Below are 25,362 nucleotides of genomic sequence, written 5' to 3'. Positions count from 1 at the left end.
TAGGGTCCGGCCATGACGACGACGTTGCTGACCGGTGGAGCGTTCTTCGAGGGCCCGCGCTGGCACCAGGGCCACTGGTGGGTGTCGGACTTCTACCGCGGCACGGTCAGCCGGGTGGCGCCGTCGGGCGAGGAGACCGTCGTCCTGGAGGTCGCCACCCAGCCCTCGGGCTCGGGCCGGCTGCCCGACGGGTCGCTGGTCGTCGTGTCGATGACCGACCACCGGCTGCTGCGCTGGGACGGCAGCACCCTGGCCACCTACGCCACCCTCGCCCCGTACTGCGGCGGGCTGCTCAACGACCTGGTGGTCGACGCCGCCGGGCACGTGTTCGTCGGCGACTTCGGCTTCGACCTGATGGGCGGCGGGGCGCCCGGCCCGGCGTCGCTCAAGCGGGTCGACCCCGACGGCACGACCACCGTCGTCGCCGAGGACCTGCTCTTCCCCAACGGCATGGTCATCACCGACGACGGCGGCACCCTGCTGGTGGGCGAGACCTTCGGCAACCGGTACACCGCTTTCGACCTGGCCCCCGACGGCTCGCTGTCGAACCGCCGGGTGTGGGCGGAGTTCGGCCCGGTGCCCACCGGCGTGACGCTGGAGGAGGTGCTCGGCCAGCTGGTCGTCGCCCCCGACGGCTGCACCGGCGACGCCGAGGGGCACCTGTGGGTGGCCGACGCGGTCGGCGGCCGGGCGGTGCGGGTGGCCGAGGGCGGCGCGGTGGTCGACGAGGTGCGCGCGCCCGACGGCCTGGGCGTCTACGCCTGCGCGCTGGGCGGTGAGGACGGCCGCACCCTCCTGCTGTGCTGCGCGCCGGACTTCCTGGAGCACAACCGGCGCGCCGCCCGCGAGGCCGTGCTGCTCACCGCGCAGGTCGAGGTGCCGCACGCCGGCCGGCCCTGACCTGTCGATCCCGGCCCGCGCCGTTCGTACGGGGAGTGGAAGCAGTCCACACCCCAGGAGGAACCGTCATGACCCAGTACCTGCTGTCCGTCGTCACCCCGTCCGGCGGCACCGGCGAGCACGTCCAGCCCCCCCCCGAGGAGCTCGAGCCGATCATGGCCCGGGTCGCCCAGCTGCGATCCGACATGCAGGAGGCCGGGGTGTGGGTGTTCGCCGGTGGGCTGGAGGCGCCATCCACCGCGACGGTGCTGCGGCCCTCCGGCGACGACGTGCTGCTGGTCGACGGCCCGTTCGCCGAGGGCAAGGAGTACCTGGGCGGGTTCACCGTCGTCGACGTCCCCGACCTCGACGACGCGCTGGACTGGGGACGGCGGACCGTCGCCGCGATCGGGCTGCCGATCGAGGTCCGCCCGTTCAGCTGGTGAGCCCGCTCGAGGAGGTCTTCCGTGAGGTGCACGGCCGGGCGGTCGCCGTCCTCACCCGGCAGCTCGGGGACCTCGACCTCGCCGAGGAGGCGGTCGCCGAGGCCTACGCCACGGCGGCCGCCACCTGGCCGGAGCGCGGTGTGCCGCCGTCCCCGGCCGGCTGGGTCATCACGACGGCCCGCAACCGCGCGGTCGACCGGCTGCGCCGGGAGGCCGTCGGGACGGCGAAGCTCGCCGAGCTGGCCCGGCTGACGGCGGAACCCGAGGTGGTGGAGGTGGGTGCGGTGCGCGACGACCAGCTGCGGCTGCTGTTCACCTGCTGCCACCCCGCGCTGGCCCCGGAGGCCCGGGTGGCTTTGACCCTGCGGATGGTGGGCGGGCTGACCACCGCGGAGATCGCCCGCGGGTTCCTGGTGCCCGAGCCGACGATGGCCGCCCGGATCACCCGCGCCAAGCACAAGATCGCCCGGGCGCGGATCCCGTACCGGGTGCCGTCGGAGGCCGACCTGCCGCAGCGGCTGGCCTCGGCGCTGGCGGTGGTGCACCTGGTCGGCACCGAGGCGCACTCCCCCGCCACCGGTGACCTCGGGGTGCGGGACGACCTGACCGCGGACGCCGTCCGGCTGGCCCGGCTGCTGGTCGAGCTGGTGCCCGGCGAGCCCGAGTGCCGGGGCCTGCTGGCCCTGCTGCTGCTCACCGCGTCCCGCCGTCCGGCCCGCGTCGACGACGCCGGGGCGCTGGTGCCGCTGGACCGGCAGGACCGCTCGCGGTGGGACCGCGCGCTCGTCGCCGAGGGCCAGGCCCTGGTGCGGGCGTGCCTCCGGACCGGCCGGCCAGGGCCCTACCAGGTGCAGGCCGCCATCGCCGCGGTGCACGCCGACGCCCCGACCTGGGCGTCTACCGACTGGTCGCAGGTGGTGGCCCTCTACGACCAGCTGCCGCCGACCCCGGTGGTGCTGCTCAACCGGGCGGTCGCGGTCGCCGAGCTGGACGGCCCGTCGGTCGGGCTGGCGCTGGTCGACCGGCTCGACCTGGACGCGTCCCCCGTGCTGCACGCCGTCCGCGCGGGCCTGCTGCGCCGGTTGGACCGCGTCGAGGACGCGCGGGCGGCCTACGACGCAGCGCTGGCCCGCACCCGGAACACCGCCGAGCAGGCCGACCTCCGCCGTCGCCGGGCCGCCCTCAGCTGACCGCGTCGTGGGCGGCCTGCCAGAACTCCTCCGGGCCGTCGTGCGGGCCGGTCATCATCCGCTGGGTGAGCAGCACGGCGACCAGGTCCAGCGACGGGTCGCAGTAGGCGGTGGTGCCGGTGCCGCCGGTCCAGCCGAACCGGCCGGGCGTCGTCCAGGGGTCGGTGACCTCGAGGGTGAGCTCCAGGTTGCCGGTGGCCCAGGTGCGACCGGGGCCGAGGAAGGCCTGCGCGGCCGCGCGCTGCGGACCGGTGAGCCCGTCGTGCAGCACGTCCGCGGCGCGCACCCCGGCGGGCAGGGCGTCGTCGGCGACCGCGCCCAGGAAGGCGCAGACGTCGGCCGCGGTGCCGACCAGCCCGCCGCCGAGGGAGGGGAAGACCGGGGCTGCGGACCACACGCCGTCGGCCGGGTCGAGCACGTCGAGACCGGCGTCGGTAGGCGCGTACTGCACCGGCAGCGGGCGGCCGGTGCGGAAACCGGTGCCGGTGAGCCCGAGCGGCCCGGTGACCCGCTCGGCCAGCAGCTCCGGCAGCGGCCGGCCGGCGGCGCGGGCGAGCAGGACGCCGAGCAGGTCGCTGCCGGTGTGGTACCGCCACCCCTGCCCGGGCTGGTCGGCCAGCGGCAGCGCTGCCAGCCTCGCGACCCAGGTGTCCGGGTCGTGCCGGGGCGGCAGCGGGCCCGGGCTGACGCCCCGCTCCCACATCGCGTGCGCCAGCGGTGACTCGTCCATCAGCAGGCCGGCGCCGCAGGTCATCCGCAGCAGGTCCCGCACGGTGACCGGCTGCTCGGCCGCGACGGTGTCGGTCAGCTCGGCGCCGGGGTGCCGCAGCACGCGGGGCGCGGCGAGCTCGGGCAGCCACCGGGCGACGTCGTCGTCGAGGCCGACGGTGCCGTCGGCGACCAGCGACAGCGCGAGCACCCCGCCGAACGGCTTGGTCACCGACGCCAGCCGGAACGGCGTCGCCGGGGTCACCGGGTCGCCGCCGCCGACGGCGAGGGTGCCGGTCGCGTGCACCGCCGTCGTCCCCGCGTGCCGGACGGCGACGACGGCGCCCGGGTAGCGGCCCGCGGTGACCTGGTCGTCGACGAGGGTGAACAGTTCGTGGGTCCTCATGGCGACGGGGACCGGCCGGGCCCGCCGGACTCATCGGTGAGACCGGTGGCGACGGCGTCGGCGGTCGAGGTCAGTGCCGACACCCAGCCGGGCAGCCCCTCGCGGGAGAACCGGACGCGCGGCATGGCCAGCGAGATGGCCGCGGCACCACCGGGCACGGCCACGCCGACCGCCGTCAGCCCGGCCTCGGTGGCCTGGTCGTTCAGCGCGAACCCGCGGCGGCGAACCGACCTCAGCCCCCGGTGCGCCCGCTCGGCGTCCTCCGGGGCGAGCCGGGACAGCACCCCGGCCAGCACATCGGCGTCCAGCGTGGCCAGCAGCGCCTTCCCCGCCGCGCTGCGGTGCGCCGGCAGCGACCGGCCGGCGCGGTCGCCCACCCTCAGCACGGCGTCGCACTCGACCGTTGCCACGAACCGGACATCGACCCCGGCGCGCACGACGAGGTGCGCGCTCTCCCCCTGCGCCGCCACCAGCTCCCGCAGGTGCGGCAGCGCCACCGCATGCAGCCGGGATACCGGTGCGGCCGGTGCGGCCGGTGTACCGAGCTGCGGGCCGGCCGCGTAGCGACGATCGGGCAGCTGGACGGCGAAGTCGCGGTGCACCAGGGCGGCCAGCAGGCGGTGCGCCGTCGAGGGGGCGGTCCCGAGCCGCGCCGCGGCGTCGGTCAGCCGCAGCGGGCCCTCGTCGCGCAGCACCGTCGCCAGGAGCAGCGCGGTGTCGACGGAGCTGACCCGGTAGGACGGTTCGTTCCGCATGGCAGAAATGACTGTGCCAGCCCGGACCGCCCGACGCACCGTGGGGCGTGCAGTTCTACCTCGACGGCTACCGCCCCGGAGACCCCCTCGTCGCCCCGCCAGCACCCGGGGTGGCCGACCGCGGCGCGGAGCTGCCCGACCACACCGACGTCCTGGTGGTCGGGGCCGGTCCGGCGGGGATGGTGCTGGCCGCCCAGCTCGCCCGCTTCCCCGAGCTCGACCTGCTGGTCGTCGACCGCCGGGGAGGTCCCCTCGCCGTCGGCCAGGCCGACGGCGTCGCGTGCCGCACCGTGGAGGTGTTCGAGGCCCTGGGTCTGGCGGACCGGTTGCTGGCCGAGGCCTACTGGGTCAACGAGGTCGCGTTCTGGCGCCCCGACCCGGCCGACCCGTCGCGGATCGTGCGGACCGGGCGGGTCCCCGACACCGAGGAGGGCCTGTCGGAGTTCCCGCACGTCATCGTCAACCAGGCCCGGATGCTGGCCTGGCTGCGCGAGGACCTGGACCGGCAGCCCGGCCGGCCCGCTGTCCGGCACGGCTGGACCGTCGCAGGACTGGCCGTCGACGACGGCGACCCGGACGGCTACCCGGTGACCGTCGAGCTGACCGGGCCGGCCGGCACCGCCCGCGTGCGCGCGCGCTACGTGGTGGGCTGCGACGGGTCCCGCAGCGCCGTCCGCACCGCGATCGGCCGCGAACTGCGCGGTGACCGCACCGACCAGCGGTGGGGTGTGATGGACGTGCTGCCGGTGACCGACTTCCCGGACATCCGGCTCAAGGCGACCGTGCACTCGCACGCCGAGGGCAACGTCCTCGTCATCCCGCGCGAGGGCGGCTACCTCGTCCGCTTCTACATCGAGCTGGACCAGGTCCGGGACGCCGGCGAGGTGGACCCGGTCCGGCTCACCGAGATCGCCAACCGCATCCTGCACCCCTACACCGTCGAGGTCCGCGACGTCGGCTGGTGGTCGGTGTACAAGATCGGCCAGCGGCTGTGCGACCGGTTCGACGACGCACCGGACGACGGCTCCCGTGCCCCCCGGGTGTTCATCGCCGGCGACGCCTGCCACACGCACAGCGCCAAGGCCGGCCAGGGAATGAACGTGTCGATGCACGACGCCTGGAACCTGGGCTGGAAGCTGGCCGCCGTGCTACGGGGCGTCGCCCCGCCCGAACTGCTGCACACCTACACCGCCGAGCGGCAGGTCGTGGCGCAGGAGCTCATCGACTTCGACCGCCGCTTCGCCGCGCTCTTCAGCCGGCCGCCGGAGGAGTCCGACCCCGGGGAGTTCGAGCGCTACTTCGTGCAGCAGGGCCGGTTCACCGCCGGGGTCGCCACCCGGTACCGGCCGTCGCCGATCACCAGTGCCGACGCCCACCAGGAGCTGGCCACCGGGTTCGGGGTGGGCACCCGGTTCCACTCCGCCCCCGTCGTCCGGCTGGCCGACGCCCGGCCGGTGCAGCTGGGCCACGCGGCCCGGGCCGACGGCGCCTGGCGGCTGTACCTGTTCGCCGACCGCGACGGCAGCGCGCTGCGCGCCCTGTGCGAGCAGCTCGCCGGGCCGGGGTCGGCGCTGCGGCGGCACACCCCGGCCGGCTGGGACCCTGACGCCGTGCTGGACGTCCGGGCCGTCCTGCAGCAGCACCACCACGACGTCGAGGTGGGCTCGCTGCCCGCGGTGCTACGCCCGGTCAAGGGGCCGCTGGGCCTGGTCGACCAGGAGAAGGTCTACTGCCCCGACACCCGTGCCGGCGACGTGTTCGACCTGCGAGGCGTGGACCGGGACGGCTGCGCGGTGCTGGTCCGGCCCGACCAGCACGTCGCGCACGTGCTGCCGCTCACCGCCCACGCGGAGCTGACGGCCTTCCTGGCCGGCGTCCTCCGGCCCGTCTGAGCCCGCTCAGCCCAGGACGAGCCCGACCACCCCGGCGGCGACCAGCAGCACCCCGACCACGGCTGCCGGCCGCAGCCGGACCTCCCGGCCCAGCAGCAGCCCGACCGGCAGGACGACGACCGGCACGGCGGCGGAGACGACCACCGCGACGGCCACCGGCACGGTGCGCGTGGCCGCGACCAGGCAGGTCTGCGCGCCGATGGTGAGCAGGCCGGACAGCACCCAGAGCCGGCGCCCCACCGGGTCGGCCCGGCGGACGGCGCCCAGCAGCCGGCCCCGGTCCCGCTCGACCAGCGCGAACGCCAGCAGCCCGGCGGCCGCGCCGAGCAGGCTGCCGGCCACCGGCTCGGCCCAGATCCCCACCCCGGCGCCGCGGGCCACGTTGCCCAGGCCGTAGGTCGCCGCGCCCAGCAGCGCCACCGCCGTCCCCGGCAGCAGCCAGGACCGCCGCTCCCCGGGCGTGCCGGGGACCCGGGTCACCAGCACCAGCCCGACCACGACGGCGGCGCCGGGGACGAGGGCGACGAGGGGCAGGGACTGGCCCAGCAGCGCCCAGCCGGCCAGGGCCGCGAACACGGGGTTGCTGGCCTGCAGGGTGGCCGCCCGGGTCGGGCCGATCGCGGTGATCGACCGGAAGTAGGCGCGCCGGCCGGCGTAGGAGGTGAGCAGCCCGCCGAGCGCGAACAGGCCCACCGCCGGCCAGCGGACGGCGGTGGGCGGCCCGGCGAGCAGCAGCTGACCGGCGAGGAGCACCGCCGCCCCGACCACGTTCGCGACCAGGGCGACGGCGAACCCGGCCGCCTGCTCCAGCCGGGCCGACGCGGCCGGCACGAGCAGCACGTTGACGCTGAACAGCAGCAGCGAGGCGACCGCCAGGGCCTCACCCACCGGTCACGGGCTACAGGCCACGGACGAGGAAGTCCCAGACCGCGCCCAGCGCGCGGTCGTTGTACACGTGCTCCCGCTTGGCCAGCGACTCCGCCGGTGGCGACCAGGTCGGCCAGCCGCCGGCGGTCTGCGTCAGGATCTGCTGCCGGCAGGCCTGCTCCAGCACCACGGCGGCCACCGTGGCCATCCGCACGTCCGGCCCCACCGCGACGATGCCGTGGTTGACCAGGAACACCGCACGCGCCTGCCCCAGCACCAGCGCGACCGAGCGGCCCAGCTCGCGGGTGAGCACGAGGTCGGCGGTGTCGGTGAACCGCGGCACGCCCGGGGGGACGAAGAGGTTGGCCGCGTGGCTGACCGGCCGCAGCTCCTGCCCCGTCGCCGCCAGGGCCACCGCGTGCGGGGGATGGGTGTGCACGACCCCGCCGACGTCGGGCCGGGCGGCCATCACCTCGGTGTGGATGGGGTACTCGCTGTGCCGGGTGCCGTCGCCCTCGAGGACCTCGCCGTCGGGCGACACCAGGTGCACCCGGTCGGCGGTGACCTCGCCCAGCCCCCACTCCGCCGTCTTCAGCCACACCCCGCGGCCCTGCGGGTCGCGGGCCGACGAGTGCCCCCAGATGAGGTCGTCCTGGCCGGCGGCGGCGAGCACGCGGCAGGAGGTGGCCACGTCGTCGCGCAGCTGGTCGGTGGGGGTGCTCACGGGGTCTCCGTCCGTCGGGCGCGGGCCCGGCGGACGCCGGGCCTCAGAGCAGCAGCCGGTCGATCTCCTCGACGGCGGCGAACAGGTGGTCCAGGGCGTCGCGGCGGACCTGCGGGGTGAACCGGCTGACCGGGGCCGAGGCGTTCACCGCCAGGCGCGGGGAGTGCCGGGCCGGGAGCGCCACGGCGACCGACGCCACGCCCTCCTCGCTCTCCTCGTGGCTGGTGGCGAAGCCCTCCGCGCGCACCTGCGCCAGCACGTCGAACAGCTCGGTGCGGGTGGCGATCGAGTGCGGGGTCAGCTGGGCGAGCTGCTCGTCGGGGTAGAGGGCCAGCAGCTGCACCTCGGTGAGCCCGGCCAGCAGCGCCTTGCCGTTGGAGGTGCAGTGCGCCGGGATGGACCGGCCCAGCCGGCCACCCACGCGCAGCGCCCGGCTGCTCTCGATCGAGTCGATGAAGTGCACGTCGGCGCCCTCGAGCCGGCCCAGGTGCACGGTCTCCTGCAGGTCGGCGTTGAGCTTCTCCAGCACCGGACGGGCGCGCGCCCGCACGTCCAGCCGCCGCAGCACCCCCATGGCCAGGCCGTCGAGGGTGGGGCCGGCGACGTAGCCGCGGGTGGTCGCGTCCTGCCGGACGAACCCGCGGAACTGCAGCATCGCTAGCAGCCGGTGCGCCGTGGAGGACGCGACGCCGAGGTACTGGCTGACCTCGGTCAACCGCAGGGAGGGCCGTCCGCCCAGCAGCAGCAGGACCTTGAGCGCGTTGTCGACCGACTCGATCGGGTACTGCGGCGGAGCGCCGTGCTCGGGCGCGGGCGGGAACTGGGCTCCGTCCATGCCCGCAGCCTAGGTGGCCGACGATCACGGCAGGTTCGCCAGTTCGTGCCGCCACGCGGTGGCGTGGTTGAACCCCGCGCCGAGGTCGGGCAGCTCGGCCATGTCCTCGGCCGGCAGGTCGACCAGCGTCCCCCCGGCCGAGACCACGGCGAGCTCCAGCCGGGCCAGCCGGTCCACCGACAGCGCGTGCAGGACCGCCTCCGGCACCGAGGCGCCGGCGCTGGTGAGCCCGTGCCCGCGCAGCAGCACGACGGGGCGGTTCCCCATCGCCGCCACCATCTCCGCCGCCAGCCGGCGGTCGCGGACCAGCACGCCCCGCGGGTAGACCGGGACGCCGCCGGCGGCCAGCTTCGTGCCCGGCATGTCGAAGGCCCCGACGACGGGGCGGACGGCCAGACCGGCGAGGTCGGCGGTGACGACGGCCGGCGGGTGGGCGTGCACCACGGCGGACACCTCGGGCCGGGTGCGCAGCACCTCGGCGTGCAGGGGCAGCTCGTTGGGCGGCGCCCACTCCCCCAGCTCGCCGTCGTCGCCGGGCTCGCCGTCCAGGGTGACCAGGTGCACGTCCTCGGGGGTGGTCCACCGCAGCCCGCGCTCCTGCGGGCCGCGGCAGCGGACGAGCAGGCGCTCGTCGTCGACCCGCAGGCTGACGTGCCCGAGGAAGCCGTCGGCCAGCCCCCGGGCTGCCAGCACCCGGCAGGCGTCGGCGACCAGCTGCCGCTCGGCGACCAGGGTGCTCACGCCGCCACCCTGGCCGCGGGCAGCGCGGCGAGCTGCGCCAGGGCGTCGGCCGCGGTCGCGCCGGCCCCCAGGAGCCGGCGGCACAGCACGAGCGCCTTGGGCCAGTTCACCGTCACCGCGCCGAGCAGCCGGCCCTCGTCGTCGGTGTAGACCGCGGCGGCCCGGGCGGCGTCCCCGGTCAGGGAGCCGACCAGCTCGTGCCGGGCCGCGCGGGCGGGCCGGCCCACGATCTGGATCCTCCAGTCGTACTGGTCGCTCCAGACGTACTCGACGGGGGCGTGCGTGCGCAGGTCGTCGGGGTGGGCGATGTTGTGCGCGGCCACGACCGCGGAGTCCACCGCGTTGGTCCAGTGCTCCACCCGCAGGTGCTCGCCGTGGCCGGGGTGGTACCAGCGGGCCAGGTCGCCGACGACGAGGACGTCGGGGGCGTCGACGGCGCGGCAGTGCTCGTCGCAGGTGACCCCGTTCTCCACCAGCAGCCCGGAGGTGGCCAGCCAGCCGTCGTTGGGGGTGGCCCCGATGCCGACGACCACGGTGGCCGCCGGCAGCGTCGTCCCGTCGGTCAGCGCGACCGCGAGGTCCCCGGCGACCCCGGTGACGGACTCGACGCCGGTGCCGAACCGGGTGACCACCCCGTGCCGGTGGTGCAGCCCGGTGAAGTGCTCGCCGAGCTCGGCACCCACGACGCGGCCGATCGGGCTGGGCAGCGGGTCCACCACGGTCACCGCGCGGCCCAGCGCGGAGGCCGTGGCGGCCACCTCGGCCCCGATGAACCCGCCGCCGACCACCACGACCGGCCCCTCGTGGTCCAGGCCGGCGCGCAGCGCCCGGGCGTCGGTGAGGCTGCGGACGACGTGCACCCCGGACTCGACCGGCCACGGCGAGGGCCGCGCCGCGGCGCCGGTGGCCAGCACGACGGCGTCGAAGCCCAGCACCGACCCGTCGGCCAGGTGCACCTGCCGGCCGGCCACGTCCAGGCGCTCGGCCGCCGACCCGAGCCGCAGCTCGACGTCGAGCTCGGCGGCCCGCTCGGCGGTCAGCAGCCGGATCCGGTCGGTGTCCCAGGCGCCGGCGAGGAACTGCTTGGACAGCGGGGGCTTGTCGTAGGGCAGCTCGGGCTCGGCGCCCACCAGCACGACGCGGCCGGTGAACCCCTCGCTGCGCAGCGCCTGCACGGTGCGGACGCCGGCCACCGAGGAGCCGACGACGACGACGGTCGACACGGGTCAGTCCTCGACGCGGAGCGCGTCCACGGGGCAGCTGCGGGCGGCCTCCTCGACCCGGGCGCGGTCGCCCTCGGGGATCTCCTGGGTGAGCAGCACGACCACGCCGTCGTCGTCGATGTCGTAGACGTCGGGTGCGCCGGTGATGCAGTTGCCGTATCCCTGGCAGGCCTCGTGGTCCGCCGTCAGCCGGGGCATGGTGGGTCCTCTCGATCGGGGGGTCAGGAACGCTTGCGCGGGGCGGCGACGCCGGCGCCGCCGTCGGGGTGCAGGGCGCCGCCGGTGATGCCGCGGGCCCGGCGCGAGGCCAGGAACACGTAGCTCCAGGCGTGGTCCTCGCCGGAGAGCGCCACCTGCAGCGGGACGCGGGCGGCCAGCTCGTCGGCGCGCCCGGGGGTGTCGCCCAGGCTGCGGTCGGCCGCGCCCAGGCTGGCGGGGCCGCGCAGGTCGGTGCCGAGGGTCCCCCCGGGGGCGACGCCGACGACGCGGACCTCGGGGGCCAGGTCGTGGGCCAGGGCGGTGACCAGTCCCCGGACGGCGAACTTCGACGACAGGTAGAGCACCCCGCCCCGGCCGGGGTAGTAGGACGAGGTCGACTCGGTCAGCAGCACCACGCCGTCGCCGGCGGCCTGCAGGTGCGGCAGTGCCGCCTTCACCGACTGCAGGTGGGACAGCACGTTGGTGCGGAACACCTCGTCGAAGGCGGTGTCGAGCACGTCGGCGTCCAGGTCGACCAGGCTGCGGTAGTAGTCGAAGACCCCGACGCAGTTGACCAGCACGTCCAGGCCGCCGAACGCCTCGACCGCGGCCGACACGGCGGCCTCGTTGGCCTCCCGGGTGACCGCGTCGCCGGTGGTGACCGGGACACCGGCCCGCTCGGCCCGCAGCGCGGCGGCCTTGGCCGGGTCGCGTTCCAGCACGGCGACCCGGGCCCCCTCGGCGAGGAAGGCGTCGACGACTGCCCGGCCGATGCCGGAGCCGGCCCCGACGACGAGGGCGCGCCGGCCGTCCAACCAGCCGTCGCTCACTGGCTGCCGCCCTCGAGGGTCTCCGGTCCCCCGCCCTCGCGGACGGAGCCGTCGGTGACCACCCCGGCGCTGGCCTCGGGGATCAGCGGCCCGAACGGGTTGCCGATCATCGCCGAGAAGGTGGCGGTGCCCTGCCAGGTGAGCGCCTCCACCTGCATCGGGTCCAGCGCCACCCACTGGCCCGACTTGGGCGCCTCGACCAGCAGCCGCGACCCGTTGCGGGTGTCGACCAGGCGGACGGTCACCTCGGCGAACTCGTTGGCGATGGTCAGCGGTTCGCCGCGGGCGCCGGCCAGCAGCGCCGCGTGCTCGAGGGCGGCCCGGCGGGCGGCCGCCGCGTCGACGTCCTCGCCCTCCCAGGACAGCGGCTCGCGGGGGGCGCTCACAGGAAGATCGCCAGGTTCTGCATGCGCATCACCGCGTCGTCCACGGAGATGACCCGGCGGGCCAGCATCCAGCGGCCGTCCACCAGCCGCAGCAGGTCCTCGCGGCCGGCCGACACGAAGGACCCCTCGCGGACGTCGCCCCGGCTGCGGAACAGCAGCGTGGCCGACTCGACGACCAGGTGGTCGTCGGTGTCGGTGGCGAAGGTGCGCACGTTGGTCAGGTGGTGCCGCAGCCGGGACGGCGGGTCCTCGGTCCAGGCGTGCTCGGTGAGGAACCGCGCCACCCGCCGGGACAGGGAGTACTTGTCCTCGTCGAAGTGCGCCATGCCCCGGGCCGTGTCGTACCCGGCACCCAGCGCGGTCGTGACCCGCACCGGCATCAGGTAGTGCACGTCGTCGGTGATCAGCCCCAGCCACTCCTCGTAGCCCTGCGCGTCGAGCAGCCACGCCTCGTCGACCAGCCAGCGGTGGGCCTCGAGGTGGCGAGGGTCGTCGAAGGGCAGGCTGCGCCCGGTGCGCTGCACCCGCGACGCGTGGGCGCCCAGCGCCGACTGCTCGCTCAGCGTCCCGCTCATGCCTGCGCCACCGCCTCGCCGGGGACCTCGACGTCGGAGGCCTGCGGGGACGTGCGGCCCTGGTCGTCGACGGCGCCGCTGCCCTGCGCGCCGACCGTGAGCGTCGCGGCCCGCACCGGCGGCCGCTCCAGGTCGTCGGCCCACCGGTTGAGCAGCGCCCGCTGGTTGTGCTCGGAGTACCCGGTGCGCGCCTCGCCCGGGCCGTGGAAGGCGTCGGGGCCCAGCGGCGGGGTGACCGGCTCGTCGTCCTCCAGGATGCCCATCCGGCTGTTGAGCAGCAGCCGCCGGGCCATCGAGCCGGCGGCGGTGTTGGTCAGCGACACCCAGTTCTCGACGTCGTCCTGCTCGAACATGCCGGTCGACCCGAAGCACATCAGGTAGGCCTTGTAGCTCAGTGCCTTGAACTCCTCGGGCGCCTCGGCGTCGACGGCGAACCAGGAGAGGACCTCGGTCTCGTCCTCGCTGATCGGCTGCCACTGGCGGATGGAGATGAAGGGCAGCACGTCGTCGGACTCGGCGACCCGGGGCCAGTTGTGCACGAAGGACAGGTTCGGGTAGACCGACGCGGCGCTGATCATGAAGCCGTCGTCGCCGATGACCTGCAGCTGCTCGGGCGAGAGCTGCTCCTTCATCCGGTCGACCATCTCCTGCGGGTAGCCGACGTAGCGCAGCCGCTGGTCCAGGTCGCCGTCGGGCAGCTTGTAGGTGGTGCCGCCACCGGCGCCGGCCCAGTAGGTGGCGCCGTCCTTGCGCTTCTCGGCCTTGGGCTCGCGGAACAGGCCGATCTCCACGACCGAGGTGTGGGTCTGCGGCGTGTGGTACATGTCGCCGGCGAAGTTCTCCGCGCCGATCTTCCAGTTGGCCTTGACCCGCCAGCGCTGCGGCCCGCGCAGCTCGATGCCCGAGGCCGACTGCTTGGTGTAGTAGTCCAGGTAGAAGCGGAAGTCCCCCAGGAACTCCTCCAGCGGGGGCGCCTCCGGGTCCATGGAGACGAAGATCATCCCGTTGTAGGTCGCCAGGTTGGGCGCGGGCAGCAGGCGCTGTCCCTTGCGGGCGAAGCCGGCCTCGCCGCCGTAGGCGTCCTTGTGGAACGGCAGCCCGACGATGCGGCCGTCGTTGCGGTAGGACCAGCCGTGGTAGGGGCAGCGGAAGTGGCTGGCGTTGCCGACCTCGGCCCGGCAGACCTGCATGCCGCGGTGCAGGCACATGTTGAAGTGGGCGCGGATCTCGCCCTGCTCGTCGCGGGTGACGATGAAGGAGTCCTCGAGCACGCGGCGCACCACGTAGTCACCGGGCTGCGCGATCTCCGACTCGTGGCCCACGAACACCCAGGCCCGGGAGAAGACTCGCTGCTTCTCCAGCTCGAAGACCTCGCGGTCGTTGTACACGTGCGCGGGGATCATCCCGCGGCGGACGTCGGCGATGACGCCGGTCTGGTCGGTCACTCGTGCCGCCCTCTTCCTCTGCTCAACAGAATGTCTCTCTTTCCAGTAGAGCGTGCTGCCCGGTCCGCGTCAACCGGTCAGTCCAGGACGACGGTGACCGCCTTGGTCTCGGTGTAGGACAGCAACTCGTCGACCGACTCCTCCCGCCCGACACCGGAGGCCTTGACCCCGCCGAAGGGCAGACCCCAGTAGTGCCGCGAGGCCCCGTTGACCCAGACGTAGCCCGCCTGCAGGTCGGCGGCCATCCGGTGCGCCCGGGTGACGTCGGAGGTGAAGACGCCGGCGGTGAGCCCGTAGGCGGTCCGGTTGGCGATCGCCACGGCCTCGGCCTCGTCGGCGAAGGTGAGCACCGACAGCACGGGTCCGAAGACCTCCTCGACCGCTGTGGGGTTGTCCGGCGCCATCGGGCCCAGCACGGTCGGTGCGACGTACCAGCCCTCCTCGCCGACGGTGCCCGGCCGCCCTCCGCCGGCGAGCACCGGCGCCCCGGCCGCGGTGGCCGCCTCGATCGCCCGCAGCGACTTCTCGTACTGCGCCCGGTCGACCAGGGGCCCCATCTGGGTGCCCTCGGCCAGCGGGTGGCCAACCCGGATGGCCCGGACCTGCTCGACCACCGAGGCGAGCACCTCGTCGGCGACCGACTCGTGCAGCAGCAGGCGACTGGTGGACCCGCAGGACTGCCCGGCAGTCGCCGTGAAGTTCATGCCGAACACCGCCGCGTCGGCCGCGCGCGCCAGGTCGGCGTCGGGCATCACCACCAGCGCGTTCTTGCCGCCCAGCTCCAGGCTCACGTGCTTGACCCCGTGCTCGGCGGCCTGCCGCTGGATGAGCCGCCCGGTGGGCTCGGCGCCGATGAAGCCGATCCGGCGGATCAGCGGGTGGGCCACCAGCGCGGCCCCGGTCGTCGCGCCCCGGCCGCTGACCACCCCGCACAGGTCCGGCCCGAACACCTCGGCGGCCAGCTCGGCCATCCGCAGGGCCGACAGCGGCGTCTGGTCCGGCGCCTTGAGGACGACGGCGTTGCCGGCGACCAGCGGCGCCGCGACCTTGCCGGCGGCGAAGAACAGCGGGTGGTTGAACGGCACGATCCGGCCCACCACGCCGTAGGGCTCCTGGGTGGAGTAGTGCAGGTTGCCCGACAAGGGGTAGGTGGACCCGCCGAGCGCCAGCGCGTGGTCGGCCATGATCTCCAGCAGCACGGCGGCGGCGTCCACATCGGCCCGCATGACCGCCAGCGGGAAGCCGGCGTCCAGCGCGTCGAGGGTGGCGAGCTCGCCGGTGTGCTCCCGCAGCAGCGCGGCGAACTCGCGCACCCGCCCGGCCCGGGCGCGGGCCGGCAGCCGCGCCCAGGCCCGCTGGGCCTCCCCGGCCGCGCGGACGACGGTGTCCACCTCCGCGGCGGAGCAGTCGGGGGCGTCGGTCATCGGTCGACCGGTCGTCGGATCCTCGACGTCGTACCGGGCAGCCGTCGGGAACGGGCGTCCGCCGAGCTGGATCTCGGGGCGACGGTCGAGCAGGGTCGTGGCAGTCCGCAGGTCGGTCACGCGGTGTCCTCCGTGGTGGTCGGGGCATGGGCGTCGCGGCGGCGGGTCAGCGGTGCAGGACGCCGCCGTTCACGCTGAGCGTCTGGCCGGTGATCCACCGGCTGTCGTCGGAGAGCAGGAAGGCGACCACGCCGACCATGTCGTCGGGCTCGGCGTCGCGGTGCAGCGCCTGCGCGGCCTGCATGGCGGTCCGCTGCTCGGGGGACACGGTCGAGCGCGGCACCTCGGTGTAGGTGGGACCGGGCGAGATCGAGTTGACCCGGATCCGGTCGCCCCCGAGCTCGTGCGCCATCGCGTGGGTCATGCCGGTCACCCCGCCCTTGCTGGCGATGTAGTGCAGGTAGCCGGGCCGGCCGAGCCACACCGCGTCGGAACCCACGTTCACCACGCTCGCCCCCTGCCCGACCCGAGCACCCTCCCGGAGGCCGGGCAGCAGCGCGCTGGTCACGAGCCAGGGGCCGCGCAGGTTGACCGCCATCAGCCGGTCCCACTCAGCAGCCGGGATCTCCCAGAACGGGCGCATGGTGATCGTGGAGAAGATCGCGGCGTTGTTGACCAGTCCGTGGACCGCCCCGAACCGCGATGCGACGGTGTCGGCGAAGACCGCGACCGCCCCCGGGTCCCCGACGTCGAGGGCCGCGAACGAGGCCGCCCCTCCCGCCGAGACCAGCTCGTCGACGACGGCGGCCCCCTTCCGCTCGTCCAGGTCCGCCACGACGACCGTGCCCCCGTCCGCGACGACCCGCTGCGCATAGGCGCGGCCCAGACCCTGCGCACCCCCGGTGACGACGACGACCCGGTCCTGCAGCACGGCACTCACCGGTCCACCACCGCCACGGCCCGGGTCCGGCCGGACGGCTCGTCGCCCGGGACGATCTCCGACTGCAGCAGGGTCAGGCACCCCGGGCAGAACGTCTGCCGGAGCACCACGGGCCGGTCGGCGAAGTGGCCGGCGTCGGCCCGGACCGAGGGCCCGGCGGTCCGGGGGTCGGACTCCCGCACCCGGGCGTCGCGCAGCGGTTGCCTCGCGACCCCGACAGCGGCCCCGCAGTGCCGACAGCTCACCCCGCCGCCGTCGTCCTGCACCAGGTTCTCGTCGATGTGCACGGTCATGCCGGGACCTCCTCGGTGTCCAGCCCGGCCCGGCTGCGGCGCAGCGCGTCCCGGCGTGCGGTGGTGGCGCCGTCGTCGACGGCGCCCCGGTCGTCGAGCACCACTCCGTAGACCTCGGACGCACCCCCCGGGGAGACCTTGTGGGCGGCCACGTCGTCGGCCACGGCGGCCGGGTCGCGTCGGAGGGGGTCGCCGTACCCGCCCCCGCCCTGCCAGTGGGTGAAGTAGACGTCGGCCGGACCCAGATCGGTCTCGTGGTGGGTGGGCACGAGGTCGGTGGTCCCCGCCAACTCGTCGAGGGACGCCGGGATGCGGCCGGCGGCGAACCTCGCGTGCACGTCGGTGTCCCGCACGAGGACGTCGTACTGGGTGCCGGCCGGCAGGCCACCGGCCAGACCCCCCGCCAGGGGCAGGGCCTTGCCCGGCGCCGACACGACGAGGTGGACCCCACCCAGCGGGCTGTCGTGGGGGATGAAGCAACTGGACGCACCCACCCCACCGCGGTGCCGCCCCGGGCCGCCCGAGTCGGGCTCCTCGCGGCGCCAGAGGTACAGCATGGGGAAGGCGAACTCGTTCATCTCGACGTCGGCCACCCGGCCCATCGGGATGCAGGCCAACCCTCCGGTGTCCACCCCGTCGGAGTCGGAGCGGGCGCCGAGCCCCCCGGCCATGGAGTCGCACAGCATCGTGACGAAGCCACCGCCCCGCTGGTCCACCCCGGCGAGCAGCGCGAAGTCCCAGGTGCCGCAGCACACGCTCATCAGCCGCTTGCGGTGCTCGGGGTGGGTGTCGAGCATCCCGGCCAGGCACTCGGTGGCCACGTTGGTGGTCGCCCACCCCGACGCCACCGACGCCTTGCCGATCCCGGCCGGGAAGGTGCAGTTGTTGATCGTCCCTGGTTCGCTGATGATCTCGACGCAACGGTAGATCCCGCCGCAGGCCCACGGGATGTCCCCGCAGACCATGGTGAGCAGAACGGGCATGATCCCGCCGCGCAGGCCGGCGAACGTGCAGTTGATCAGCCCGTCCACCTGCGGGTCGGTGCCGGTGAAGTCGAAGACGAGCCGGTCGTCGGTCTTGGTCAGCGTCAGCACGATGCGGTAGATCCCCCGGTCCCCCGAGCGCGCCGAGTCCTGGTGGGCGACCGAGCTCCACGAACCGTCCGGGATCTCGCGGAGCTTGGCCCGCAACCGCTGCTCCGCGTCGTCCATGGTCCGGCGCATCACCGCCTTGACCACGTCGGCCCCGTACTTGGCGCACAGCGCCGTGAGCCGCTCGTGCGCGACGTTGTTCGCACCGATCTTGGCCCGCAGGTCGAGGGCGACGAGCTTGGGGACCCGGGACCGCCGCAACCAGACGTCCTCGACGTCGGTACGGATCTCACCGCCCTCCACGATCTTGATCGGCGGTGTGGGCAGGGACTCCCAGAAGACGTCGGTCGCCCCCACCGACCAGCTCCCCGGCGAGACCCCGCCCAGGTCGACCTGGTGGGCGACCGCACCGGTCCAGCAGAACAGCTCGCCGTCGACGAACAGGGGCGCGAAGAGGCTGGTGTCGTTCTGGTGCAGGCCCCCGCCGACCCAGGGGTCGTTGCACAGGAACATGTCCCCCGGTGCGATGCCCGGCCGCGCGCACCGGTTCCGCAGCGTCCAGTTGGCCGCCATGTCCAACGACGCGGCCAGCTCGGTGTTGTAGAGGCCGACCTGGACGACGTCGCCGACCTCGTCCATGATCGCGGCGTCGAAGTCGTTGCAGTCGGTCACCACCACCGACCCCGACATGCGCTTGAGCGCCTCGCCCATCTCCTCGGTGATGGAGGTCAGGCGGTGCCGCACGACCTCGTAGGTCAGCGGGTCCAGGCCCTCGACGACGGAGCTGGCGACGTCGTGCAGCCGGAGGGAGTCACCGACCGCGCGCCGGGTCTCCTCAGCTCCGACGGGGAGGTTGGCGAACTTCTCGGAACCGGCAACGGGGATGACGGGCACGTCAGCTGTCCTCTCGGGCCTGGGTGTAGCGGATGACGAGGTTGCCGAGCCGGTCGACCCGCCCGGTGCAGCCCTCCGGCAGGGCGACGGTGGTGGTGGGGGCCTCCACGACGGCGGGGCCGGCGATCTCGTGGCCCTCCGCCAGGTCCCGGTAGTCGTGGATGGCGGCGTCCTGCCAGCCCCGGCGCGCGTCGAGGAACACCCGCCGCCGGGACACCGGCCGGGCACCCCCCTCCGCCGCGCCGACCGGCGTGAGACGGGGTCTGATCGGCAGCACACCGACCGCCTGCGTCCGGTAGGTGATCAACTGCAGCCCGGCTTCCGCGAACCCCGACCCCTTGCCGTAGAGCTGCTCGTAGCGGTGGCCGAACGCCGCGCCGACGCCGGCCAGACCCGCCTCGTCGAGGTCCCCGGACGGCACAGCCGTGGCCACCTCCGCCAGCTGCATGGTGTAGCGGAGGTCGGCCTCCGACCGGTAGTCGACGTCGGCGAAGCGCAGCTGCTGGTCGGCCAACCGCTGATCGAGCTCGGCCCGCAGCTGGCCGAACGCGGCGTTGAAGTCGGCCGGGTCGGGCGGGAAGTTGGTCGGCGCGGACAGCTCGGCGGTCAGCACGATGTCCGAGGCGGCCAGTCCGTAGGCCGAGAACACGGCCGCGGTCGGCCCGAGGGGGACGACGACCTCGCTGATCTCCAGGTCGGCGGCGTAGCTGGCGCAGTGCATCGGGCCCGCACCACCGAAGGCGTAGAGCACGAAGTCGCGGGGGTCCTGCCCGGAGGTCACCACGACCTTGCGCACCAGGTCCGCGGTCTGCGCGTTCTGGATCGCGTAGACCGCCGCGCACGCCTCGTCCAGCGACAGCCCGAGCGGCTCGGCGACCCGGGTGCGGACGGCCTCGGCGGCCAGGTCGACAGACAGCTGCTTGCGACCGCCGAGGAAGTTGTCCGGGTTGACGATCCCGAGCAGCAGGTCGACGTCGGTGACGGTCGGCTCGGTCCCGCCCTCGCCGTAGCAGGCCGGCCCCGGGCGGGCACCGGCGCTGCGCGGCCCGACGTGGAGGTTCCCGCCTGCGTCCACCCAGGCGATCGCGCCCCCGCCCGCCCCGATGGTGTGCACGTCGACCATCGGCACGTTCAGCTGGTACTGGCCGAGCACCGTGCTGGTGGTGGAGACCGCCTCGCCGTCGACGACCAGACCGGCCAGGAACGTCGTCCCACCCATGTCCGTGGAGATGACGTTGCGGTGGCCCAGCTCGTCGGCGAGGCGGGTGCAGCCCACCACGCCACCGGTGAGCACCGAGCCGATGGTGGTGATCGCCCGGGACGGGGCGTCGGCGGAGTCGACGCACCCGCCCGAGCCCTGCATGACCAGCAGGGACCCGCCGAAGCCGAGGTCGCGCAGCTCGGCCTCCAGGGGCCTCAGGTAGTCCCGCAGGCGGGGGCCCACCTGGGTGTTCATGATCGTGGTGGCGCTGCGTGCGTACTCCCGGATGCGCGGGCTGACGTCGCTGGACAGCGCGACGTACCGGCCGGGTGCCTCCTCGGCCACGATCTCGCCGACACGCTGCTCGTGCGCCGGGTTCCGGAAGCTCCAGAGCAGGCTCACCGCGATGGCCTCGGCGCCGGCGGCCACGAGCTCCCGAACCGCGCGGCGGGTCCCCTCCTCGTCCAGCTCGACGACCACGGACCCCTTGTGGTCGATCCGCTCGTCGATCTCGCGGACCAGCTGCGGCGGGACCAGTGGCCGCGGCTTGTCGGTGCGGACCATGTCCTGCACCCGGTCCGCACCCAACCCGGCGTAGCGGCCCTCGAGGTTCATGATCGCGATGGAGTCCGCGTGGCCCCGCGTGGTCAGGAAGCCGACCCTGGCCACGTCACCGGTCACCAACGCGTTCAGCGTGGAGGTGGTGCCGTGGACGATGTAGTGCGTGTCGGCCAGGAGCGCGCCGGTGTCGATGCCGAGCTCGACGGACAGCTCGTCGAGGACAGCGAGGAAGCCACGGGCGAAGTCCGGTGGGGTGGACGGTGTCTTCACGCCGGCCACCCGCCCGCCGCCGTCCGCGACGAACGCGTCGGTGAACGTCCCGCCGATGTCGATGCCGATCACGTAGGGCATGCCGCCTCCTGGGCGCATCGAGGTGCACCGGCCCCCGGGGTCGGGGGCGGTGAAGGATCAGTGGGTCGGCAGGATGAAGACCAGCCAGGTGATGACCGGGGCGGTGACGACCATGGCCATGCCCCAGGCGAGCATCGTGCGGAAGAGGGGCCGGCGATCGGCCTCCGGTGCGTTGGCCAGCGTCAGGGCCCCGACCGAGGAGAACGGCGTCGAGTCGACGACGGTGGCCGACACGGCCAGCGCGATGACCATCGCGGTCACGCCGACCTCGCCCTGCACCAGGAACGGCACGGCGAGCGGGATGAGCACGCCCAGCAGGCCGGCCGAGGAGGCGAAGGCCGACGTGATCGCGCCGACGAGGCACAGCAGGAAGGCCGTCAGGAGCGGGTTGCCGAGCCCGGCGATGCCGTTGCCGACGACGTCGATCGTCCCGTAGCGCTGCAGGGCGCCTACGAAGGTGACGACGCCGCAGATCAGCAGGACGACCGACCACACGATGCGCCGGTCGGCCTGCTCGAACCGGTGCGGGAACAGCAGGTGCAGCAGCGCCGCCGCGATGAGGGCGAGGAACCCGATCTCCAGGTCGAAGACCAGCGCACCGACGGCCACGCCGAGGATGACGACCAGGGTGATGACCTGGTCCAGCCGCAGCGCGGTGCGCGCCGGGGCCACGTGGGGTGCCCGGGTGGCGGTGCGCGTGCCGCCGCCGGCGGCCAGGCCGGCCGCGGTCTGGTCCCCGCCCACCCCGGACACCACCGGGTCCTCGAGTCCGGGCTCCGTGCGGGCCTGCAGGTCACCGGCGGAGACGACGTGGTCCCGGCGCTGGCGGAGGAGGGTCCGGCCGCCGAACAGCAGGTAGATGACCACGGCCAGCCCGATGTTGTACGCGGCGTTGCCGAAGAACAGCTCGGCCGCCGAGACCTGCAGGCCGTTGGCGTCGGCGACCTGCCGGACGATGATCGCCAGCCCGTTGAGCGGGGAGAAGTTCCCCAGGCACGAGCCGTGCATGACCATCAGCGCGGCCATCCGCCGGTCGACGCCGTAGCGCTCACCGAGCCGCAGGCACAGGGGGGCCAGCATGGCGACCCCGGCCGGGCCGAGGGCGCCGGCCAGCGTGGGGACCGCGGAGAACCCGAAGATCAACCACGGCACGAGCGCCGGCCGGTCGCCGAGCAGGCCGATGGCCCGGTCGACCAGCCACTCCAGGGTCCCGTTCACGGCGGCCAGGCCGAAGAGGTAGGTCACCCCGACCAGCAGCACGAACAGGTCCGGCGGGAAGCCGGCGAGCAGCTCGTCGACGCTCTCGTTGGCGACGAGGGTCCCGATGAAGAAGGTGACGATGAGCGCGAGCGCGCCGATGTTGACCGGCCGCACGGTGCCGATGACGAACACCAGGACGAGCGCCACGACACCGATGACGTGGATGGACACGGGGGCTCCAGCCTGAGGGGAGGCGCCGACGGCGACTGCCGGGCGGCGGCGAACGCATCCGCAGGTTTTCTTTCTGCGCTGCAGAGGTCATTTCTGGCATAGTCGCCCCGAAGTGTCAACCGTCACAGCCCAACCCCCCGGAGGCCTCGTGGGAACGAACCCATCCATCCGCACCGGCAGCGACCTCGTGGTCGAGTGCCTGACCCGGGAGGGCGTCGAGCTGGTCGCCGGCGTGCCGGGGACCACGGTCATGGACCTCATCGACAGCCTGGCCAGGCAGGACACCATCCGGTTCGTGCACACCCGGCACGAGCAGGTGGCCGGGTTGATGGCCGACGGCTCGTCCCGGACGGGGCGCCTGGGCGTGGCGCTGGTCTCCCGCGGCCCCGGTGCCGCGAACGCGGCGATCGCGGTGCACAACGCCTACGACGAGTCCGTGCCGCTGCTGCTGCTGGTCGGGCAGGTCCCCGGCTCGATCACGGAACGCCGGTCATTCGAGGAGATGGACGTCGTCGCCACGTTCGCGCCCATGAGCAAGTGGGCCGTCGAGGTCCACCGGGCCGACCGCATCCCCGAACTGCTCCAGCGCGCCGTCCGCACCGCCGTCACCGGGCGGCCCGGCCCGGTGGTCGTCTCGCTGCCCCTCGACGTCCTGCAGGCCGAGGTCGACGACGGGCTGCGCCCGGCGCGCCGGGTCCGCGCCCACCCGCCGGCGCCCGCACCGGCCGCGGTGCAGAACGCGGTCGCGGTGCTCTCCGCGGCGGAGCGACCGGTGCTGGTCGTCGGTGGGGGCGCCACCGGCCGCACGGAGGAGGTGAGCCGGCTGGCCGACCGGCTCGCCGCGCCGGTCATCACCACCTGGTTGCGTCAGTCCCTGGTCTCCCACGACCACCCCGGCTTCCTGGGCGCCCTCGGGTACGGAGCGCACGAGGTCACCGAGGAGACCGTGCGGGAGGCCGATGTGTTGCTCGCCGTCGGGTGCCGGTTCTCGGAGTTCAGCACCAAGCGGTGGACGCTGGTTGGCCCGTCGGCCCGCATCGTGCACGTCGACGTCGACGCCACCGAGCTCGGCCGCGTGCACCTCCCCGAGGTCGGCATGGTCGCCGACGCGGGGCTGGCGGCCACCGCGCTGGCCGAGGCGCTCCCCCCGCCGCCGCCCGGCCGGGCCGGTCGGCTGGCGGGCTTGCGGGAGCGCTACCTGGCGGCGACGTCGCTGGACTCCCCCGCCCTGGCCGACGACGACCCGGCCGGCAAGGTCAGCAGCACCGCGCTGGTCCGGGCGCTGCAGGAGGTGGCCGACGCCCCGGGGTACCTGCTGGTGCAGGACGCGCCCAGCTTCGGCCCGTGGAGCCACCGCTACCTCCGGCTCCCGCGGCCGGGCAGCTTCGCCGGGTCCGCCGGCGGGGCGATGGCCTGGGGGTTCCCGGCCGGGATGGGCATGGCGCTGGCCCGCCCGGACCTCCGGGTGGTGACCGTCAGCGGCGACGGCAGCTTCTGGATGGTCGCCCAGGACCTGGAGACCGCGGTGCGCGAACGCATCCCCACCGTCAACGTGGTGGTCAACAACGACGCGTACGGCAACACCCGCGACCGGCAGCGCTCCGCGCACGGCGGCCGCTACCTCGGGGTCTTCTACGGCAACCCCGACTTCGCCGAGTTCGCCCGGTCGCTGGGGGCCTTCGGCGCCCGGGCGACCACCGACGAGGACGTGGCGCCGGCCCTGCGGGCCGCTCTGGACCAGGACCTGCCGGCCGTCGTGGAGGTGGTGCAGGACCAGATGTACGGCCTGCCGCCGGGCCTGCTGCCCCCGGCCGCCCGGTGAGCCGCCCCCAGCCGCCGCGCACGGCTGCTCCGCGCTGGCGGACCGCGCTGGTGGTGTGGGCCGGGCTCTTCCCGTTCTCCGTGCTCTACGGCCTCTGGGTCGCACCGGCGCTGAGCCACCTGCCGGTGGTCGTCCAGTCCCTGGCCAGCTCGGCCGTGCTCGTCCCGCTCGCCGTCTTCGTCGGCATCCCCGCCGTCACCGCGCTGCTCCGGAGGTTGCCGTGACCCGCCCCCACCTGACCATGGCCGTCCAGGCCTACGACCGGTTCCGCCCGCTGTTCGACGGCCGCGTGCAGGTCGCCGGGGTGGACCTGAACTGCCTGGACCTGCCGGTCGAGGAGACCTTCCACCGCATGGTGGCCCACCAAGAGTTCGACGTCGCCGAGCTGTCGCTGTCGACCTACGCGCTCACCCTCTCGCGCGGCGCGCCCTTCGTCGCCGTCCCGGTGTTCCCGTCGCGGGCCTTCCGGCACAGCGCCGTGTACGTGCCCACCGACTCCCCGGTCACCGAGCCGGCCCAGCTGGCCGGAGGCGTGGTGGGGGTGCCCGAGTACCAGATCACCGCCGCCGTCTGGGTGCGCGGCATCCTCGCCGAGCACCACGACCTGCCCGTGTCGGCGGTGCGCTACCGCACGGGCGGGCTGGACGCACCGGGCCGGGTGGAGAAGGTGCAGCTGGACCTCCCGGCCGACGTCGAGGTGGCGCCGATCCCGCCCGGCGCGACCCTGTCGCGGATGCTGGCCGACGGCGAGCTCGACGCCGTGCACAGCGCCCGCAACCCGGGCACCTTGGGCGCCGGCGTCCGCAGGCTGTTCGCCGACGCGCCCGCGGTGGAGGCCGACTACTTCCGGCGCACCGGGGTCTTCCCCGTCATGCACGTGCTGGTCATCCGGCGCGATGTGCACGAGCGGTACCGGTGGCTGGCGCAGGAGCTGGTCAAGGCCTGCGCGGAGGCAAAGCGGGTCGGCCTGGCCGGCATCGCCGAGACCGCGGCCCTGCCCTCGGCGCTGCCGTGGTCGTGGGCGGAGGCCGAGCGGACCCGGAAGGTGCTGGGCAAGGACTGGTGGCCCTACGGGCTCGAGCGCAACCGAACGACCCTCGACACGTTCCTCCGCTACTCCGCCGAGCAGGGGTTGGCGGCACGCAGGTACGACCCAGAAGAGCTCTTCGCCCCGGAGTCGCTCTCGTCGGTCGTGGTGTAGCGCGCACGGCTCGCGTGTCGACATGGCGACTCGTCGCCATGTCGACACCGGCT

25 protein-coding genes are annotated in these 25,362 nt (G+C 74.6%); 7 read left to right on the top strand and 18 right to left on the bottom strand.

Translation table 11 applies throughout. From position 1 onward, the window contains the following. The first annotated feature begins 12 nt into the window (after nt 1–12). From BM158_RS12660 to BM158_RS12650, 3 genes are all read left to right on the top strand, one after another. Nucleotides 13–900 carry an SMP-30/gluconolactonase/LRE family protein gene (locus tag BM158_RS12660; protein ID WP_091559251.1) on the top strand — a complete coding sequence of 296 codons (888 nt, stop codon included), beginning with the start codon at nt 13–15 and terminating at the stop codon, nt 898–900. A gap of 68 nt (nt 901–968) precedes the next feature. Beyond that, a complete protein-coding gene (locus BM158_RS12655; protein ID WP_091559247.1) occupies nt 969–1,325 on the top strand; it encodes a YciI family protein in 357 nt (118 codons plus the stop codon). After that, nucleotides 1,322–2,515: an RNA polymerase sigma factor gene (locus BM158_RS12650; RefSeq protein ID WP_229827434.1), complete on the top strand. Its 1,194-nt coding sequence runs from the start codon at nt 1,322–1,324 to the stop codon at nt 2,513–2,515. Before BM158_RS12655 ends, BM158_RS12650 begins: the two co-directional genes overlap by 4 nt. On the opposite strand, the gene BM158_RS12645 is transcribed toward BM158_RS12650, so the two are convergent. Together BM158_RS12645 and BM158_RS12640 are read right to left on the bottom strand one after the other, a co-directional pair. Further along, nucleotides 2,508–3,629: a serine hydrolase domain-containing protein gene (locus BM158_RS12645; RefSeq protein ID WP_091559243.1), complete on the bottom strand. Its 1,122-nt coding sequence runs from the start codon at nt 3,627–3,629 to the stop codon at nt 2,508–2,510. The genes BM158_RS12650 and BM158_RS12645 overlap by 8 nt on opposite strands. After that, on the bottom strand, nt 3,626–4,384 hold the full coding sequence (locus BM158_RS12640; RefSeq protein ID WP_091559240.1) for an IclR family transcriptional regulator: 759 nt from the start codon (nt 4,382–4,384) through the stop codon (nt 3,626–3,628). Before BM158_RS12640 ends, BM158_RS12645 begins: the two co-directional genes overlap by 4 nt. 47 nt (nt 4,385–4,431) lie before the next feature. Here BM158_RS12640 and BM158_RS12635 point away from each other — a divergent pair, with 47 nt between their 5' ends. Beyond that, complete coding sequence (locus tag BM158_RS12635; protein ID WP_091559236.1) at nt 4,432–6,276, top strand: FAD-dependent monooxygenase; 1,845 nt, start codon at nt 4,432–4,434, stop codon at nt 6,274–6,276. A 6-nt stretch (nt 6,277–6,282) separates the two neighbouring features. Here BM158_RS12635 and BM158_RS12630 read toward each other — a convergent pair whose 3' ends face one another. The 16 genes from BM158_RS12630 to BM158_RS12560 all read right to left on the bottom strand — a co-directional run bounded on the left by BM158_RS12630 (nt 6,283) and on the right by BM158_RS12560 (nt 22,286). Next, on the bottom strand, nt 6,283–7,164 hold the full coding sequence (locus tag BM158_RS12630) for an EamA family transporter (RefSeq protein WP_091559232.1): 882 nt from the start codon (nt 7,162–7,164) through the stop codon (nt 6,283–6,285). 10 nt (nt 7,165–7,174) lie between these two features. Next, nucleotides 7,175–7,867 carry a class II aldolase/adducin family protein gene (locus BM158_RS12625; RefSeq protein WP_229827435.1) on the bottom strand — a complete coding sequence of 231 codons (693 nt, stop codon included), beginning with the start codon at nt 7,865–7,867 and terminating at the stop codon, nt 7,175–7,177. A 43-nt stretch (nt 7,868–7,910) separates the two neighbouring features. Continuing rightward, nucleotides 7,911–8,702 (bottom strand): IclR family transcriptional regulator, encoded by a 792-nt coding sequence (locus tag BM158_RS12620; protein ID WP_091559230.1) that lies wholly within the window; start codon nt 8,700–8,702, stop codon nt 7,911–7,913. Between the two features lie 24 nt (nt 8,703–8,726). Then, nucleotides 8,727–9,443, bottom strand: a complete 717-nt coding sequence (gene phtC / locus BM158_RS12615; protein WP_091559227.1) for a 3,4-dihydroxyphthalate decarboxylase — start codon at nt 9,441–9,443, stop codon at nt 8,727–8,729. Beyond that, nucleotides 9,440–10,666: an NAD(P)/FAD-dependent oxidoreductase gene (locus BM158_RS12610; RefSeq protein WP_091559223.1), complete on the bottom strand. Its 1,227-nt coding sequence runs from the start codon at nt 10,664–10,666 to the stop codon at nt 9,440–9,442. The genes phtC and BM158_RS12610 overlap by 4 nt, the downstream gene beginning before the upstream one ends. A gap of 3 nt (nt 10,667–10,669) precedes the next feature. Continuing rightward, entirely contained in the window at nt 10,670–10,864 is a 195-nt protein-coding gene (locus tag BM158_RS12605) for a ferredoxin (protein WP_091559218.1), read from the bottom strand. Nucleotides 10,865–10,887: 23 nt separating this feature from the next. Continuing rightward, complete coding sequence (gene hcaB / locus BM158_RS12600; protein ID WP_091559213.1) at nt 10,888–11,694, bottom strand: 3-(cis-5,6-dihydroxycyclohexa-1,3-dien-1-yl)propanoate dehydrogenase; 807 nt, start codon at nt 11,692–11,694, stop codon at nt 10,888–10,890. Further along, nucleotides 11,691–12,080, bottom strand: a complete 390-nt coding sequence (locus tag BM158_RS12595; RefSeq protein WP_207506536.1) for a hypothetical protein — start codon at nt 12,078–12,080, stop codon at nt 11,691–11,693. Before BM158_RS12595 ends, hcaB begins: the two co-directional genes overlap by 4 nt. After that, nucleotides 12,077–12,655, bottom strand: a complete 579-nt coding sequence (locus tag BM158_RS12590; RefSeq protein WP_091559209.1) for a 3-phenylpropionate/cinnamic acid dioxygenase subunit beta — start codon at nt 12,653–12,655, stop codon at nt 12,077–12,079. The genes BM158_RS12595 and BM158_RS12590 overlap by 4 nt, the downstream gene beginning before the upstream one ends. Then, entirely contained in the window at nt 12,652–14,100 is a 1,449-nt protein-coding gene (locus tag BM158_RS12585) for a Rieske 2Fe-2S domain-containing protein (protein ID WP_207506534.1), read from the bottom strand. The genes BM158_RS12590 and BM158_RS12585 overlap by 4 nt, the downstream gene beginning before the upstream one ends. A gap of 77 nt (nt 14,101–14,177) precedes the next feature. Continuing rightward, nucleotides 14,178–15,644 carry an aldehyde dehydrogenase family protein gene (locus BM158_RS12580; protein ID WP_091559205.1) on the bottom strand — a complete coding sequence of 489 codons (1,467 nt, stop codon included), beginning with the start codon at nt 15,642–15,644 and terminating at the stop codon, nt 14,178–14,180. Between the two features lie 46 nt (nt 15,645–15,690). Next, nucleotides 15,691–16,464 (bottom strand): SDR family NAD(P)-dependent oxidoreductase, encoded by a 774-nt coding sequence (locus tag BM158_RS12575; RefSeq protein WP_091559201.1) that lies wholly within the window; start codon nt 16,462–16,464, stop codon nt 15,691–15,693. Then, entirely contained in the window at nt 16,461–16,757 is a 297-nt protein-coding gene (locus tag BM158_RS22075) for a hypothetical protein (RefSeq protein WP_207506526.1), read from the bottom strand. The genes BM158_RS12575 and BM158_RS22075 overlap by 4 nt, the downstream gene beginning before the upstream one ends. Continuing rightward, the gene (locus tag BM158_RS12570) at nt 16,754–18,742 is read right to left on the bottom strand and encodes a hydantoinase B/oxoprolinase family protein (protein WP_207506524.1); all 1,989 of its coding nucleotides are present in this window, start codon (nt 18,740–18,742) and stop codon (nt 16,754–16,756) included. The genes BM158_RS22075 and BM158_RS12570 overlap by 4 nt, the downstream gene beginning before the upstream one ends. 1 nt (nt 18,743) lies before the next feature. Continuing rightward, nucleotides 18,744–20,855 carry a hydantoinase/oxoprolinase family protein gene (locus tag BM158_RS12565; protein ID WP_091559198.1) on the bottom strand — a complete coding sequence of 704 codons (2,112 nt, stop codon included), beginning with the start codon at nt 20,853–20,855 and terminating at the stop codon, nt 18,744–18,746. Between the two features lie 57 nt (nt 20,856–20,912). Continuing rightward, entirely contained in the window at nt 20,913–22,286 is a 1,374-nt protein-coding gene (locus BM158_RS12560) for an SLC13 family permease (protein ID WP_091559194.1), read from the bottom strand. Between the two features lie 148 nt (nt 22,287–22,434). Here BM158_RS12560 and BM158_RS12555 point away from each other — a divergent pair, with 148 nt between their 5' ends. From BM158_RS12555 to BM158_RS12550, 3 genes are read left to right on the top strand one after another with little or no spacing between them, the layout of a single operon-like run. Continuing rightward, nucleotides 22,435–24,108, top strand: a complete 1,674-nt coding sequence (locus tag BM158_RS12555; protein ID WP_131802039.1) for a thiamine pyrophosphate-binding protein — start codon at nt 22,435–22,437, stop codon at nt 24,106–24,108. Next, nucleotides 24,105–24,332 (top strand): putative antibiotic biosynthesis monooxygenase, encoded by a 228-nt coding sequence (locus BM158_RS21535; RefSeq protein ID WP_131802038.1) that lies wholly within the window; start codon nt 24,105–24,107, stop codon nt 24,330–24,332. Before BM158_RS12555 ends, BM158_RS21535 begins: the two co-directional genes overlap by 4 nt. Continuing rightward, nucleotides 24,329–25,309, top strand: coding sequence for a substrate-binding domain-containing protein (locus BM158_RS12550; RefSeq protein WP_207506522.1), 981 nt, complete (start codon nt 24,329–24,331; stop codon nt 25,307–25,309). The genes BM158_RS21535 and BM158_RS12550 overlap by 4 nt, the downstream gene beginning before the upstream one ends. Nucleotides 25,310–25,362: the final 53 nt, after the last annotated feature.

This window comes from Klenkia taihuensis (genome assembly GCF_900112525.1).
Classification (GTDB): domain Bacteria; phylum Actinomycetota; class Actinomycetes; order Mycobacteriales; family Geodermatophilaceae; genus Klenkia; species Klenkia taihuensis.
This window is presented reverse-complemented; position numbering and strand designations above follow the sequence as displayed.